At 40.7% G+C, this 14,077-nt stretch carries 15 protein-coding genes; 4 read left to right on the forward strand and 11 right to left on the reverse strand.

Going from position 1 to position 14,077, the window contains the following annotated elements; genetic code table 11:
- Positions 1–102: 102 nt before the first annotated feature.
- On the forward strand, positions 103–1,887 hold the full coding sequence (locus ODU46_RS05950) for an ABC transporter ATP-binding protein (protein WP_395326725.1): 1,785 nt from the start codon (positions 103–105) through the stop codon (positions 1,885–1,887).
- An 82-nt stretch (positions 1,888–1,969) separates the two neighbouring features.
- Here the strand turns inward: ODU46_RS05950 and ODU46_RS05955 are convergent, their stop codons facing one another.
- The 4 genes from ODU46_RS05955 to ODU46_RS05970 all read right to left on the reverse strand — a co-directional run bounded on the left by ODU46_RS05955 (position 1,970) and on the right by ODU46_RS05970 (position 6,552).
- Positions 1,970–2,764, reverse strand: coding sequence for a formate/nitrite transporter family protein (locus tag ODU46_RS05955; protein ID WP_024407655.1), 795 nt, complete (start codon positions 2,762–2,764; stop codon positions 1,970–1,972).
- An 82-nt stretch (positions 2,765–2,846) separates the two neighbouring features.
- Positions 2,847–4,082 carry an NAD(P)H-dependent oxidoreductase gene (locus tag ODU46_RS05960; protein ID WP_024384179.1) on the reverse strand — a complete coding sequence of 412 codons (1,236 nt, stop codon included), beginning with the start codon at positions 4,080–4,082 and terminating at the stop codon, positions 2,847–2,849.
- Positions 4,083–4,097: 15 nt separating this feature from the next.
- Complete coding sequence (locus ODU46_RS05965) at positions 4,098–4,700, reverse strand: NADPH-dependent FMN reductase (RefSeq protein ID WP_024384178.1); 603 nt, start codon at positions 4,698–4,700, stop codon at positions 4,098–4,100.
- Positions 4,701–4,884: 184 nt separating this feature from the next.
- Positions 4,885–6,552 (reverse strand): recombinase family protein, encoded by a 1,668-nt coding sequence (locus ODU46_RS05970; protein WP_398579380.1) that lies wholly within the window; start codon positions 6,550–6,552, stop codon positions 4,885–4,887.
- A gap of 274 nt (positions 6,553–6,826) precedes the next feature.
- Between ODU46_RS05970 and ODU46_RS05975 the strand changes: the two genes are divergently transcribed.
- On the forward strand, positions 6,827–7,285 hold the full coding sequence (locus ODU46_RS05975; protein WP_167786545.1) for a CPBP family intramembrane glutamic endopeptidase: 459 nt from the start codon (positions 6,827–6,829) through the stop codon (positions 7,283–7,285).
- Between the two features lie 10 nt (positions 7,286–7,295).
- Positions 7,296–7,868 carry a hypothetical protein gene (locus ODU46_RS05980; protein WP_398579381.1) on the forward strand — a complete coding sequence of 191 codons (573 nt, stop codon included), beginning with the start codon at positions 7,296–7,298 and terminating at the stop codon, positions 7,866–7,868.
- Between the two features lie 97 nt (positions 7,869–7,965).
- Here the strand turns inward: ODU46_RS05980 and ODU46_RS05985 are convergent, their stop codons facing one another.
- The 6 genes from ODU46_RS05985 to ODU46_RS06010 form a co-directional block, all read right to left on the reverse strand.
- Complete coding sequence (locus tag ODU46_RS05985; protein WP_044761925.1) at positions 7,966–8,748, reverse strand: replication-relaxation family protein; 783 nt, start codon at positions 8,746–8,748, stop codon at positions 7,966–7,968.
- Positions 8,735–10,861, reverse strand: coding sequence for a type IV secretory system conjugative DNA transfer family protein (locus tag ODU46_RS05990; RefSeq protein ID WP_167786546.1), 2,127 nt, complete (start codon positions 10,859–10,861; stop codon positions 8,735–8,737). Before ODU46_RS05990 ends, ODU46_RS05985 begins: the two co-directional genes overlap by 14 nt.
- Position 10,862: 1 nt before the next feature.
- A complete protein-coding gene (locus ODU46_RS05995) occupies positions 10,863–11,033 on the reverse strand; it encodes a hypothetical protein (RefSeq protein WP_167786547.1) in 171 nt (56 codons plus the stop codon).
- The gene (locus ODU46_RS06000) at positions 11,030–11,644 is read right to left on the reverse strand and encodes an MT-A70 family methyltransferase (protein ID WP_044761922.1); all 615 of its coding nucleotides are present in this window, start codon (positions 11,642–11,644) and stop codon (positions 11,030–11,032) included. Before ODU46_RS06000 ends, ODU46_RS05995 begins: the two co-directional genes overlap by 4 nt.
- A 170-nt stretch (positions 11,645–11,814) precedes the next feature.
- The gene (locus tag ODU46_RS06005) at positions 11,815–12,057 is read right to left on the reverse strand and encodes a hypothetical protein (RefSeq protein WP_024408514.1); all 243 of its coding nucleotides are present in this window, start codon (positions 12,055–12,057) and stop codon (positions 11,815–11,817) included.
- 11 nt (positions 12,058–12,068) lie between these two features.
- Positions 12,069–12,335 carry a hypothetical protein gene (locus ODU46_RS06010; protein ID WP_044761920.1) on the reverse strand — a complete coding sequence of 89 codons (267 nt, stop codon included), beginning with the start codon at positions 12,333–12,335 and terminating at the stop codon, positions 12,069–12,071.
- A 113-nt stretch (positions 12,336–12,448) separates the two neighbouring features.
- Between ODU46_RS06010 and ODU46_RS06015 the strand changes: the two genes are divergently transcribed.
- On the forward strand, positions 12,449–13,507 hold the full coding sequence (locus tag ODU46_RS06015; protein ID WP_044761919.1) for a hypothetical protein: 1,059 nt from the start codon (positions 12,449–12,451) through the stop codon (positions 13,505–13,507).
- A 31-nt stretch (positions 13,508–13,538) separates the two neighbouring features.
- On the opposite strand, the gene ODU46_RS06020 is transcribed toward ODU46_RS06015, so the two are convergent.
- Positions 13,539–13,907 (reverse strand): hypothetical protein, encoded by a 369-nt coding sequence (locus tag ODU46_RS06020; protein ID WP_044761917.1) that lies wholly within the window; start codon positions 13,905–13,907, stop codon positions 13,539–13,541.
- Positions 13,908–14,077 lie beyond the last annotated feature (170 nt).

The following is a 14,077-nucleotide window of genomic DNA, read 5'->3' on the forward strand; positions in this document are numbered from 1 at the left end:
CGGTCGGAAAGCTTCGAAAAAAGATAAACCTCCTAGCGTTTCGGAACGCGGCGTTGGTTTCCTATTTTTCGGTCGCTTTCTGGGCGACCTTAGTATCATGTTATGAAAACACTTAGATTTTTCTGGTTTTATTTTAAACGCTATAAGCTGTCCTTTGCTGTGATTTTTCTAGCTATTGTGACGGCGACCTATTTGCAGGTTAAGACACCTGTTTTCCTGGGTAATGCTATTGCAGAGATGGGGAAAATTGGTCAGGCTTATTTTGCTGCAGAGCAGATGGGGCAGTCAGGTTTCAAGCCTGATATGACGGACTTTAATGGGGTCATGCTCAATCTCTTGTTGGCCTATGTGGCAACTGTGGTATCAACCTTGATTTATACTCTGCTCTTTACACGCATCGTTGCTCATTCAACCAACCGCATGCGAAAAGGTTTGTTTGGCAAGTTGGAACGCTTGACGGTTGCCTTCTTTGACAGCCACAAGGATGGGGATATTCTTTCTCGTTTTACCAGTGATTTGGATAATATCCAAAATGCTTTTAACCAGTCCTTGACTCAGGTAGTGACCAATATCGCTCTTTACATCGGTATGGTTATCATGATGTTCCGTCAGGATACTCGCTTGGCTCTGGTAACTGTGGCATCTACGCCAGTCGCCTTGATTGCCCTAGTGATTATCATTCGCCTGTCACGGAAATATACTGACAAGCAACAGGCTGCGGTGTCTAAACTCAATGCCTACATGGATGAGAAGATTTCAGGACAAAAAGCGATTATTGTACAGGGTGTGCAGGAAGAGACTATTGATGGTTTCTTGGAGCTCAATGAAGAAGTTCGTCGCACAACTTTCAAGGGACGTTTGTTTGGTGGGATTCTCTTTCCATTTATGAACGGTATGAGCTTGGTTAATACTGCCATTGTTATCTTTGCAGGCTCTAGCATTGTTCTCAATGATAGCTCGCTGGAAACAGCTGCCGCACTTGGTCTGGTCGTGACCTTTGTTCAGTATTCGCAACAGTATTACCAGCCTATCATGCAGATTGCATCTAGCTGGGCAGAATTGCAGTTGGCCTTCACAGGTGCTCATCGTATTCAGGAAATGTTTGATGAGCCTGAGGAAGTCCGCCCGCAAAACGCTCCGCTATTTACCGAATTAAAAGAAGGTGTTGAAATCAAGGAAATCGACTTTGGCTACCTGCCAGGTCAAAAGGTCTTGGACAAGGTGTCTATTTCGGCTCCTAAGGGTAAAATGGTGGCGGTCGTTGGTCCGACGGGATCTGGTAAGACAACCATTATGAACTTGATCAACCGCTTCTACGATGTCAATGGTGGTAGCGTGGCCTTTGACGGTCGCGATATTCGGGAATATGATTTGGATAGTTTGCGGGATAAGGTCGGTATTGTCTTGCAGGAGTCGGTCCTATTCTCTGGCACTATTGCGGACAATATCCGCTTTGGTGATGAGAGCATTTCGCAAGAAATGGTGGAAACCGCAGCTCGTGCGACGCATATCCACGACTTTATCATGAGCTTGCCAGAGGGTTATGAAACCTTTGTGACCGATGATGAGAATGTCTTCTCGACAGGTCAGAAACAGCTGATTTCCATTGCCCGTACGCTCTTGACAGATCCACAGGTCTTGATTTTGGACGAGGCAACGTCTAACGTTGATACGGTAACGGAAGCCAAAATTCAAAAAGCCATGGAGGCCATTATCGCAGGACGGACCAGCTTCGTCATTGCCCACCGCCTTAAAACCATTCTCAATGCGGATGAAATTATCGTCCTCAAAGACGGAAAGGTCATCGAGCAGGGCAACCACAGCCAGCTCCTTAAACTCAACGGCTTCTACGCCGAACTCTACCACAATCAGTTTGTGTTTGAATAGTAAAAAATAACAGCCAAGATAAGCAGGCCACAATCCTTAAACTTTTAGGATGTGGTTTATCTTGGCTGTTTTTGTAGTATCATTACTGTTCAAGATGGTTGGTTTTGGTCTGATTGAGCCAAGCATAAGCAATTCCAATAAAGAGTCCGGCTCCAAGCCAATTTCCAAAGAAAACAACAATCCACTGACGAAGAATATTTACCATAGTAAAGGTATCTACATTAGTACGAGCAGCATTAAAGGCTAAGAGCATGAATGATGCGAAATTAGCAACTAAGTGTTCGTTGATAAGGAAAACAAACATAAAAATAGCAGATACAATAACAAAGAATTTGGCGGATTGTTCCTTGAGTAGCATATACCCAAGGATAGCCATATTCACAAACATATTGGCAGTAATTCCCTCAAAGAAGTTACTCCAGTCGGATTTTCCTAGTTTGATGGTGACAGCGTTGACAACAAAACTTTCGTTAGATAAGTTAAGGTAGGAGAAGGACTGATTGAAAAGCCAAGCCAGAATGGTAGCACCTACAAAGTTGAAGAAGGTGCAGTAAAGTAACATCAGCGTTACTTTTTTCCAAGTAATTTGCTTATAATAGGCACCAGTCGTTAGATACATCATATTAGATGTAGCCAATTCGCCACCAAAAATAAGAACAAAAATCAGTCCGATAGCAAAGATAAAGGTAAAAACAAAACGCGATAGACTTGGGAATTGACTGGAGATGACATCAGCTCCAATAATACCAACAGCTGTTGACATGGTCAAATAAGCTCCTGCATACATGGAGCGTAAGGCGTAACGGCTTAGACTTTCATCAAAAAGGGATTCTTTTTTTGAAACTGCAACCGAAATTTTTTCTTGAAATGGGGACATGGGGCCTCCTTGTGACATAATCATCAAAAATTTATTGAAAAATATAGTGGAAAGGGAGCCCCTTCCCACTAGTTTTTATTTGTTAGTGAGCAGATGCACCAGAATTGGCATCTGTCGGTGTGGAAGCTGTATGGGTACTACCTGTATCTGAAGCGCCAGAGGTTGCATCAACATGGGCAGGAGATGCGGTGTTTCCTGCACCCCCCACCAAGCGTTGTCCAGTGGTTTCAAGATACCAATCTAACCATGGCTTAAAATTAAAGATAATTTCATTGATACCAGCGTAGGACCCGTCAGGATAGTACATAGCTTGGTAGTTATGAGTATTAATAATTTCAGGTGGTGTGCCCGGGACGATTGTTCGAACGTACTCTTGGTTACCATTACGTAAGGTTCCAACAACCCATTCGACATTCTTCATACGAGCAGGTGGTAAAGTGCCGTGAACGGTTGACAAACGGTTTCCTACTTGCTCTGGGACCCGCTTACCTAACATAGTATCAGGCTCTTGGTGGCTATTGTTGTAATAGAGGAACTGATTGTTATCATCTGCATAGGTCAACTCAAATGGCATGGCGTTGAGGAACATATTGAGTTGGTTAACTGTTAAAAGACCGTTATCTAATTTAACATACGTATCTCCCTCGACAGCGTTGACCAATTTAGAAGCCTTATCCAGCCAATCTGGGTCATCTGGGTCCACACCTGTGATGGTCGTTGCGATTGGATGGGTACAGTCTAAATCTTCGGGTGCAATTGGCTTGGGTTGTTTCAATTTAGATACAACGCCGACATACTTGATAAAGTTGTCTAGACAGCTTTCCAAGAATTTCACAGTCCCTTCATTGATAATGTTCCCTTTATCATCAAAAGCTTCTTTCGCTTTACCAAGGAGGAATTCATTACCTGGTAACGTGTAGGCATTGACACCTGGAGCGTCCAAAATTTTTCTCAAGTGGACTTGAGCGCGAGACGTTCCTTGGTCGTAGTAAGAAGCCCCGATAATCATAACTGGTTTATTTTCAAATGGATGTAAATTGAAACTTAGCCACTCTAGAGTACTCTTAAGAGCAGGTGTGATGGTGTGGTTGTGCTCAGGTGTAGCAATGATGACACCATCAGCACGTGTGATTTTGTTGTAAAGGTATTGGATCGCAAAACTATTAGACTGGTCTTCGTCCTGATTGAACATTGGGACATCTTTGATTTCCAAAAGCTCTAATTCAAATTTTACTTTAAAGTGGCGTTGAATAAATTGCAATAGCATGCGGTTATAAGATTGGTCTGCATTAGACCCGACAATTCCGACAAATTTCATGATTGTTCTCCTCTCTTACAAGTTTTCCCAGTCAAAGTTTTCAGCTTCTTTTTGAAGTAACTCTTTGGCGCTAGACAGTTTACTTGTCATCTTGACAAAGAGACGGAAGTCATCAAAGATGGCATCCAGTTTTTGACTGATTTCTAAATCAATAAGCTCACCGTTTGTATCAAAGGCTTTCATGGAATGAGATAGTAAGAACTCATCTGGTAAAACAGTAGCTTTGAGTTCAGGAGCATTGAGAATTTGGCGTAGTTGCAATTGAGCACGGGACGAACCGAGTGTTCCGTATGAGGCACCTGTAATCATAACCGGTTTGTTAAGCATAGGGTAGACTCCATATGATACCCAAGCTAGTGCATTCATAAGAACAGCGGGGATTGAGTGGTCATACTCAGGTGTTCCGATGATGACACCATCAGCACTTTCAATCTTTGCAACTAATTCTTTAACACTTTCTGGCAGTTCACGATTAGCCGGTTTATTGAAGACAGGAAGGTCCTTGATTTCAACCAATTCAATATCAGCCTTGTCTGCGAAATGCTGTTTGATGTACTGCAAGAGTTTGCGGTTGGTTGAGCGAGCGGAGTTGGTTCCGACAAGTCCTAGAAGTTTCATAGCATCTTCTCTTTTTTCTAAATGTAATATCCTTATCATACCAGTTTACAAGGTGGAAAGCAAGCGCTTTCCTAAAACATACAGAAAATGTTCAAAAAATCACGAACTCTTTTGGTATAATGTCCACCCCTCAACGAGCAGTCCATTAGTTATTATTCTACGAGCGAGTTTTAGTTCGCTCGTTTTATAGTTCTCCGATAAATCGGTAATGCAGTTCAATAGTGACTTGACGGTTTTTGCCACGTCCAGTCGGTTGGTGAATGACGATTTTATCAATCAGTTCATTCACTAGCTGTGTTGTTAGGTTCTCGAGTTTTGTGTGTTGGCGAATAGTTCGCATAAACTTGTCAATGTTTTGCGTAGATTCGGTCTGGCTAACCAGAACCTCTTGAAATTTCTGAATTTGTTGGCTGAGTTCAGCTTGCTCACTCTCGTAACTGTCCACCAATTTTCTAAATCTCTCATCGCTAATCTCGCTTAACAGTTGCTTTTCATAGAGCCTTTGGATAATTGTGTCTAACTCCAGCGACCGTTTTTTGGCTTTATTTAAATGTTTGCGTAAGCTATCCTGCTTTTTACTCTCTCGAATGTCGAAGCGAGACTTCAGTTTTGCAAGCAATTCTTCCTCATTAAATCGAATAGAAGAAATTAGTTGCTGAAGGTCGCCTAACACTAATTCTTCCAGAGTTTCCTTGCGAAGATAGTGCGAACCCGAACAAGTATCGCCAGCTCGACGATAATGGTAACACTTGTAGTGGTCTAGGTTTGTGTTGTCTTTTTGTTGCGGACAAAAACTGAGTTTATGACCATTTTCGCAAAAGACCAACCCTGCGAAGAGATTTTCGTGACCAGTGGTATCTTTCCAGTGGTTCTTACGTTTTACTCGCTTATGACCAAGCATTTTGCGTGCTATTTTGAAATCCTCCTGTGAAATAATCGCTTCGTGTGTATTTGGAAAAATCAACCAATCTTCTCGAGGTCGCAATTTGAATCCTCGTTGTTTGTAGGAAATTTTTGCAGTCTTGAGATTGATTGTTGCTCCAGTATACTCCTCTTTCTCGAGCATCTGGCAAATCATCTGGCTTTTCCAGTGGAATGGGTCGCTTTCAAGCACGCGATAATTCGAAATTCCCAACTTTTTCTTGTAGTTGGCGGGTGTTAGGACCTTGTCCTTTCGAAGGTCATTTGCAATAGAAGAGATTGGTTTTCCAGAGAGATACTCCTTGAAAATTCGTTTCACAATTTGACTGGCATAATCGTCAATCAGCCATTCCTTGGGATTTTCTGGATTTTTGAGATAACCGTACGGTGCAATCCAGCCAATTTTCTCACCAGCCTTTGCCTTGGTATGCTTAGATAACTTAATTTTCTCGCTACATTGGAGGGAATACCAGTTATTAAATAAAGATACCAAGGGTGCGAGGTAGGCATCTTGGCTGTTGCGTTTGTTACTGTCCAGATTTTCATTCAAGGAGATGAAGCGGATATTTTTTGACGGAAAAGTAATTTCGGTCAGTTGCCCAGTCAAGAGGTAATCTCGGCTGAGACGACTTAAATCTTTTACAACAACCGCTTGAATTTTTCCAGCCTCCACTAAACTCATCATCCTCTGAAAATCTGGTCGCTGGACGTTCGAACCCGAGAAGCCATCGTCCACGAAGAAGAATGGATTTGGCAAGTTTTCACGCGTAGCCACTTGAGCGAGGATCTGTTTCTGATTAGAAATCGAGTTACTCTCGCCTTCGTTAGCGTCTTCGGCGGATAAGCGACAATACAGAGCGGTTATCCTATCTGGTAGATTTTCCAAATTCTGCGTTTTAATTTCTTCAAATGTCAATGTGCTTTTGTTCATAGTGTGCTCCTTTCGATTCACCTATAACCCACTGACATGATAGCTCGAAGTGGGCAGGAAGTCCAGTCAATTAACCGATTTTAGCAGATAAAGTTTATATTTTATGATAGAATAAGATAATAAGAGGGGTTATTTTATGAAGGCAAGATACTTTTATTTATCTATAATTATTTTATTTTACATACTGCTACCGACGTCAATACTAGTAGGATTACTGGATTTTAATCATAAATTTGTTTATCTAACCGTGGGCTCCATTTTGATATATTTACTAATGAGAGTAGCAGGAAACCAGAACAGCGAGATGGGACTTTCTTTCAATTCATCGGCTAAGTCTATGAAGGATGTTACTGTTCTTACCGTAATTTTAGGAATACTGGGAGTACTTTTATATCTAACTGGTATTGGTGGTCGATTTTCACCTAATGAAACAGTCTCCTTCTATCTTTTTTATATTTTCATTTCTTCTCCAGCTCAAGAGTTTTTATATCGTGGTGCGTTGGTAAGAATTCTTACCAGACTTAATGTGAGTGAAAGAAGTAAGATGATTGTATCTTCAGCTTTATATAGCTTCGTACATATTATATATAAAGACTTCTGGACTCTTGTTCTTACATTCTGTATAGGTATTATCTGGTATAGGAGTTACAGAAAAACTAATAACTTACTAGGAGTTTGCGTCAGCCATGCTGTTTTGGGAATTGTGACAATTTTAGCTGGAGTAATAGATTGAGGTGGAGTAATTGGCTAGCAAAGACAAAGATAGACTTCATTTTAATGATTTCAAAGAAGTCTATCTATTTATTTTATCTATTGTTCATGGAGGGTTATTTTTTATTTTCCTAGAACATTTAAACAAAATTCTTTATGGGGGTGTTAACCATAAAAATATCGCATTAGCATTGTTTTTATTCATATTATTTTTAAGGATATTCCAAAGTCAATTATTAGCAGCTCTAAAATATCAGTATTGGAAATTGTACTTCATAGATCTATTTGTCGTATTTACTACTGCCGCTTTAGAGCATCAGATAATACTATTTTCTAGTAATAATGAAGTTAGTGATTTTATATTTCTAGTTAGAGCTATGGCTATTTTAGGTATTCTAGGGTATCTCTATACATACATTAAGGTAAAAAAACATAGTTCAGGAAGAGAAGGGACTCTCCACTCTATAAATATTTTAGTTCTTTTAGCTATTTTATTATTAAGCTTCATCAAAGCTGGTGATATGTACATTTTTTATTACATATCTACCATATTACTAATAGTAAATATGCATACATCTTTTTTATTCAGTGGATACTTGAAGTAAAATTCATTACTTCTCCAATATCAACCGTTTCAGTTTATTTTCAAGAGATTCTTTTCCTGTAAACTTCCTCACAATCACGAATGTCGCTTTGCCAATTTTACGTTTCTGTTCTTGCACCATCTCGTCCTCCTTGTATAAACCCTGAAAATTCGTCCAGTGTTACCACTTCAAAAAGCTCCCAATAAGCGTCTAAATCTTCCTTGATTCGATTCAAAATGGCTAACTTCCGTTTTTCATCTGGTACAATCCAAACTACCAATGGAAAGACCTCGTTCTCACGTTGCTCGATACCCGTATTGAAGTAGGCAATGTATTGCTTGCATTTGGCAATCACTCTACCAATATGTTCTGTGGCGTTGTCGGCTTCGAAAAAATAATTTTCTTCGAATTCGCCAATGGTTAGTCGAACGAAAGCGTCAGGCTTGAGCGTAAAATGTGAGAACAGGGTCGCAAAGCTCCGCCAACATCTTGGTTCGAAGGAAAAATCTTCCAGAAATAGCTTTCTTTCACTCTGAAGTCTATGAAGCTCCACAAACAACTGTGTCACGAACAGCTGATGTTTGAGGTGGTTGCGTGTTGGCTCATAACGATTTTTCAGTTTGAGTTTCACACTTGGCTCAATCTCGCGGAGAACCTTAATTCCTTTGTGTGTGATATACCAAATGTAGGAACCACTCCCAGCTCGCACGCCACCGATTCGGCGTTCAAGATGATGGATGAGCCCAAGATTGGATAGTTTTTTGGTGAGGAGGTTGGCTCTCCTTGTGGCTGTTTTAGGTTTATTCTCTCTGAAATACAGTTCCACTAACTGCTTGGTCGTGGCGTAGCGACAACGGTTGAGTAAGCTCAAAACTTCATAATCTCGTTTAGTTAACCTCATCTGAAACCTCCTTTTTCTTTCGTCCAATGCCAGAAAGTGGTTTTGTGATGTTTTTGGTCGGTGCTTCTTCGTTGAAAGTTGAACCGTATCGCTTGAAACTCTCGCCATAAATCTCATCTTTCTTGCGAAAGGCAGGCGACGCTGGCAAAGTCCGAACGGATAGCCACTTAAAGATATTGGAGGTAATAGGGACTTTGGCGTAAGCCTGAAACGGAGGCAATTTGTAAAAATCCTCAGTAGAAAGTTCAGGCGCAAGCCCAGCCAATTCCTTGGCTTCATTCATTGAAAGCCCAAAGATAATCTGGTTGTGGCAGTTGGCGTAAATAGACTCTCGAAGCTGTTTCGGTAGTTGCTTCGAAAATTGATTTGCCAAAACATAGCCAACACCTAAACTTCGAGACATAGAGAGTGTGTCGCCCAGCGGAACAGGCAATTTCAAATAATCTGCGACTTCGTCAATGTAGATGAAGACAGGTTTTCGAACAGATTCTTTGGCTCGAAGGAGCGTTAGCTGGTACAAGCAGCCTAGCAGAATTGCTCCGATGAATTTGGCGTTTTCTGCGCCAATTAAGCCTTTATTCAGTGGAACAAGTAAGAGTCTTGGTTTCTCGAAAATATCTTTCAACGAAAAATCACCAGATGATGTTCCTAAAATCGCTCGGAGGGCTGGACGAAGCAAAACACCTCGAAATTTGTTAAGGACAGGTGAAATCATGGTTTGGCGTGCGGAGTCGCTCAAAGTATCATAACCTTGCCAAAAATCCAGCAGGAATGGGTCTGAAACACTTTTCAAAAGGTCGTGCCGAAAGGCTTTGTTGGTTAAGAGTTTTGGTAGGTCAAGGAGCGTCGAGCCGTCCACTTTTGCCAAGGTGTGAAAACTATGGCTGAGAATATCCTGCGTGTAAATACCCCAAGATTCTTCAAATATTTCTTGAAAAACACCCAGAAGCATATCTGCAACCAATTCTGCTGGAACGCCGAATTTTACCAAATCGAAAGGATTTATCGAAATGGTCTGTCCAGCTTGACTAGGGTCTAAAATGACCACGTCCTCATCCCGTTCTTTAGGCAGTCGTTCCAAAATATCTGAAACCAATGTTGCCTTGGGGTCGATGACCACAGCGGAGCGGTTTTCTCGTGCGTCCGCCAAGAATAAATTGAGCATGGCAGTAGATTTTCCGCTCCCAGTTCCTCCCAGAAGCCAAGTATGCGACAATCCATTTCGTGCTGGAATACCGATAAATCTTGGAGATTTCTCTAAACTGTATCCAAAGAGACGTTTGGTGTTTTGCGAAAAGCCAATTGGTGGTAAAATAGTTTTGGGCGACAGTGATGATACGCCTCTATATTGAGCTTCGCCAGCTGGTAGTAAGAAAAGGCTGGCGAGTTCAATGCTTGAAACAATTGTCTGGAAATGCCACGGAATTTTTCCGTGGTTTAGTTTTTCGCTTGAAGTTGGTTTGGCGGAAAACTTAGCTCCAGCTCGCTCCAAAATCCGAAGTGAAGCCAGAACGCTTTTCAGAAGTTGAACTTCTCGTGCTTTATTGTCTGTTCGAATACCTAATCGCAAACAAACCTGAAATTGACTGTGGTGAAGTTTTTCTCGCATTAGCGCCTTACTGTCTGATGACAGCGGTGGAATATTGCCTGTTAGTTTTTGCCAGAGTGTCGCGTCTGGATTGCCAAGTTCCTTGAGAATTGGTTTTGGTGAAGCAGATTTTCCAATAATTAGCTGAAAGACAATTTCTTCAGATTTTTTCAAATTACTAGCTTGCGACAGGAAGCTTCGAACCAAGTTTTCGACCTCCTTTGTTTTGAGGGCATAGTGATTTTTCGAGATAGTGATGTCGTAGGCGGATGTCACTTTTGTTCGCTTGGTTTTCTCGAAATGAACGGTGTTGTGCGAAGTCATCATTTCTTTCAAAAATCGAAAGTCAATTGGGTAAGCTCCGATAAGATGGCTGGCTTTTTCTGATGTCAAGCGAATCTCCCAAACAAAGGGCTGGCGACGAGAATATCCGTTGAGCTGCGTTGTAAAATTACAGATAGTTTCGAACTCGAATGGTCTCTCCCAGTCCACACTTTGCCACAACAGATGAGTTGGTCTTTTCATACTACCTCCAATCTTGACGGTGTTTGATGAATATGATGGCGATATAAAATCCCAAAGCAAGGATTGAGCCAATCACTAATTCCAGCCAAATATCGACTAGAAGCTGGACAGAATAATTGACCAGTATCGCCAAAAGACAGAAGCCAACAATATATCCTATTAGCTTTTTCATTCATCTTGTCCTGCCTCTCGAAAATCTCGAACATCTATCGAATATTTAGGAACTGGATAGTTTGGAATGATGACATCACTTGTAATTTCATTTCCCCAAACATTCCAATTTTTATCTGATGGGACTGGACGGCGAGCGAAGAGTTCCAAGTAATCGCCCTCTGAACAGCGTTCGATAATAGAATAAAGTTCCTCAGGTTTGTGGCTATGGTCTTGGACAGGGAACATTCCCCAGTTCATTTGTCCTTTGAATTTAATTGGAGCCTTTCCACGAGTAGCGAAAATGACTTGTTCGGTGCAGTTTCGAAGATAATTGCCCAAACCAAGTCTAGGTTTAACCCAAGTGAAGATGGATTTTGGCTCGAAGCCCCACGCTCGCACGACTTCGAAAGATTGTTCAAGGACGGCTGGATATGTCCAGAGCCAGAGATGGGCATTGCTTTCTGTGAGGTCGGCGATGGGCATTTTCTTAATTTCTTCAATTGTCATTAAATTATAATGTCGGATTGCGCCGAGTTTGCCTTTTTGTGCTACATCCCAAGGTGGGTCGGCGAGGATAGTCTTGAACTTTTTAGGTGGATGTTGGTTAATTGTGTCTTGATATTTTGTCATTTTGAAAATCCTTTCTGTCTGTATCAGACGCTCCGACTTTACCTTAAAATATAATTTTTTCAAACCATAAGCAAGATAAGGTTATGGAGCGATGCGAAAGCTAAAAACAGAGGTCAGACGGAACAAATCCGTCCGACTTGTTCGCTGTTGTGAGAAATACAACAGAGTGGTTAAGAATTCCTCCTTTCACGTTTCAAAGTGTCCAGAAGTTCTTTTTGGGCTACCAGAAAATCTTCGTTGATGGCTTGACGGGTTTCAAGAAATTCTGTTAAAGCGAGTTCTTCTTCTGAAAAAGTGACTTGTGGTTTTGAACTTTCCACCTTATCATCTTCTTCGCCTAGCCAAATAGCAATTAAGGTGAGTGAAAATAGTGCGCCGAGACAAAATATTGCTAAAATTTGCCAAATATCCATAGTGCGCTCCCTTATTTGAATTTTTGAACAGAGACATAAGTGAATGCCTTAATGACGAAATCTGTCCGTTGTTGGGCTTGCGGATTGTGAGCCAAAATCTGACGCTCCAATTCTGAGAGGCTGGCGACTTTATTTAGAATATCTTGTGCCAAGAGTTCATTGGCTTGAACGACTGCCATATCTTGTGACAGGTTGCGAGCTACTTTCATCTTATAAGGACTGAATGTAGCTGATGCGGATATCTGAGATTGGTTGAAAGCTTGTGGTAGATGTGACATAGGTTTTCTCCTTTTGATATAATGTAGTTAGCTAACTTGGTTACAGTATATCAAGCTTGAAAGCCTAAATTTTGCCAAAGTTTTGCGATTTCATTGCGAAAAAGGAGAATAAGATGTTTACACTTCAAAATCTGCTTCAATTGCTGGAAAAAGAAAATCAGGGCTGGAAAAATCCAACCACGATGACAAAGGTTGTTTTGATGACACTTACGGATTACAATTACCCTAGCGATATAGCTTCGAAAGTTTTTTCAGGTGTTAATCGAGGGCGAAATGTTTATTTTGAGATTGAACAGCTGATTTCCGATGAAGGTTTCGAAACTTATCTCGCAAATGTTGAACTCAGATTGCGAAACCAAAACTTCCGTAATGGTAATTTTGATAGTTTGAAGATAGTTGAAGAAAATTATCAACTCCTTAAAGATTCAACCAACCTAAACCAAGATATCTTCCAAGGTTTGCTTCAATCTTACGCTAAAAATAAAGACCGCCGACCATATTTGTTCTTGGCGGAATGTTTTTACTATGCCTTAGCTTGTCAGCATAACAAGAGTGTGAGTTATAAAGCAACGAAAGTTTCCGACATCAAAAGCCATCCGACTCTTCTGGCTTGGGGAGATGATTTTGATGAGTTAATGATTAGTGAGATACTTCCGCCTAAATTTTGGACAACGGTTGAGCAGATGACCAGCAAAGAGATTTCTGTTTTCAAGACCTTGGCAAAATTAGTGATTATTGACGAAGATGAGGAATATTATCTCTACGCCCCAGTGGCTACTGAGGAGATTCAACTTTATCAAAAATTCGGGATTGGCAATGCGGAGTTTCTTTTGATGGAGGAATTTGGGCTTATCAATATTGGGGCAAGAGTTGATAACTCTGTATCTGTCGAAGTAGAGCCAGCAGGTTTTCAAAATGACAATTTAGTTTTGATATTTACAACAAATTCTGAGCCTTTTGATGTTGCTTACAAAAGTTATACCTTTACAACGGTTGGTTTGAAGTTGCTTGATATTTTAGGTATTGAAACCGATGATAATTTCTTTGAAGAATTATCCAAGCTTTTTGTCGAGCAACACACTGACCTACCGATTGATTTTTACCTTGCGCCAGTTGAGAAGGTGGAGAAGGCAGGAAGTGTGGAAGAATTAGGGGGGTATCGATTATCGTAAAAATACCCCAGCTTATTCAGCTGAGGCATTTCTAATCATCCCATTCTTTGGTAAAATAAACTTCCGTATGCAAAATTTCAAGCAGGTTTCTACAAAACTCTTTTTCTGTTTTGCTGTCTATAACCGCTTGAAGTTTTACCATAAATTCCCAAAGTGTGGCGTTAATTTCGTATAGTTCAGTATGTTTGGTAAATTGCTCGAAACTTGTTACAGCGTAGCTCATAACACCATTTTTTACAGTTAGGCTAGAAATAAACGCTGGCAAACTTATGACTGGCAAATAGGCTCCAAGTTCGGTACAATCCCACTTTGTTATTTCTGGTATTAAGCCCCAAAGTGTATGTTGGCGGATTTCTTCGCTAAGTATTATTAATTCTTGTTTAGCTTTGTAGTCGTTCATAATTTCCTTATCTGTTATCTATTATTACTGAACAATGATAACTCTCTTTATTAAGGAAGTCCAGTCTATTTCGATGTAATATTTACAGTCTGGAAGTGAGCTTCAGAATCAGAGTCTAAAGAATATTTTAACGCTAAAACAGACGTTATATGGGCAGGAAATGGCGATAC

This window comes from Streptococcus sp. 2020WUSS089 (assembly GCF_044427405.1).
Lineage (GTDB): Bacteria > Bacillota > Bacilli > Lactobacillales > Streptococcaceae > Streptococcus > Streptococcus hashimotonensis.

Bases quoted from the DNA above. Each gene is read 5' to 3' on its own strand.
- ODU46_RS06000 (WP_044761922.1), bottom strand. From the start codon at position 11,644: ATGACAAAATATCAAGACACAATTAACCAACATCCACCTAAAAAGTTC.
- ODU46_RS05985 (WP_044761925.1), bottom strand. From the start codon at position 8,748: ATGAGGTTAACTAAACGAGATTATGAAGTTTTGAGCTTACTCAACCGT.
- ODU46_RS05950 (WP_395326725.1), top strand. From the start codon at position 103: ATGAAAACACTTAGATTTTTCTGGTTTTATTTTAAACGCTATAAGCTG.
- ODU46_RS06010 (WP_044761920.1), bottom strand. From the start codon at position 12,335: ATGTCACATCTACCACAAGCTTTCAACCAATCTCAGATATCCGCATCA.
- ODU46_RS06015 (WP_044761919.1), top strand. From the start codon at position 12,449: ATGTTTACACTTCAAAATCTGCTTCAATTGCTGGAAAAAGAAAATCAG.
- ODU46_RS05975 (WP_167786545.1), top strand. From the start codon at position 6,827: ATGAGAGTAGCAGGAAACCAGAACAGCGAGATGGGACTTTCTTTCAAT.
- ODU46_RS05955 (WP_024407655.1), bottom strand. From the start codon at position 2,764: ATGTCCCCATTTCAAGAAAAAATTTCGGTTGCAGTTTCAAAAAAAGAA.
- ODU46_RS05965 (WP_024384178.1), bottom strand. From the start codon at position 4,700: ATGAAACTTCTAGGACTTGTCGGAACCAACTCCGCTCGCTCAACCAAC.
- ODU46_RS05970 (WP_398579380.1), bottom strand. From the start codon at position 6,552: ATGAACAAAAGCACATTGACATTTGAAGAAATTAAAACGCAGAATTTG.
- ODU46_RS05990 (WP_167786546.1), bottom strand. From the start codon at position 10,861: ATGAAAAGACCAACTCATCTGTTGTGGCAAAGTGTGGACTGGGAGAGA.
- ODU46_RS05995 (WP_167786547.1), bottom strand. From the start codon at position 11,033: ATGAAAAAGCTAATAGGATATATTGTTGGCTTCTGTCTTTTGGCGATA.
- ODU46_RS06005 (WP_024408514.1), bottom strand. From the start codon at position 12,057: ATGGATATTTGGCAAATTTTAGCAATATTTTGTCTCGGCGCACTATTT.
- ODU46_RS05960 (WP_024384179.1), bottom strand. From the start codon at position 4,082: ATGAAATTTGTCGGAATTGTCGGGTCTAATGCAGACCAATCTTATAAC.
- ODU46_RS06020 (WP_044761917.1), bottom strand. From the start codon at position 13,907: ATGAACGACTACAAAGCTAAACAAGAATTAATAATACTTAGCGAAGAA.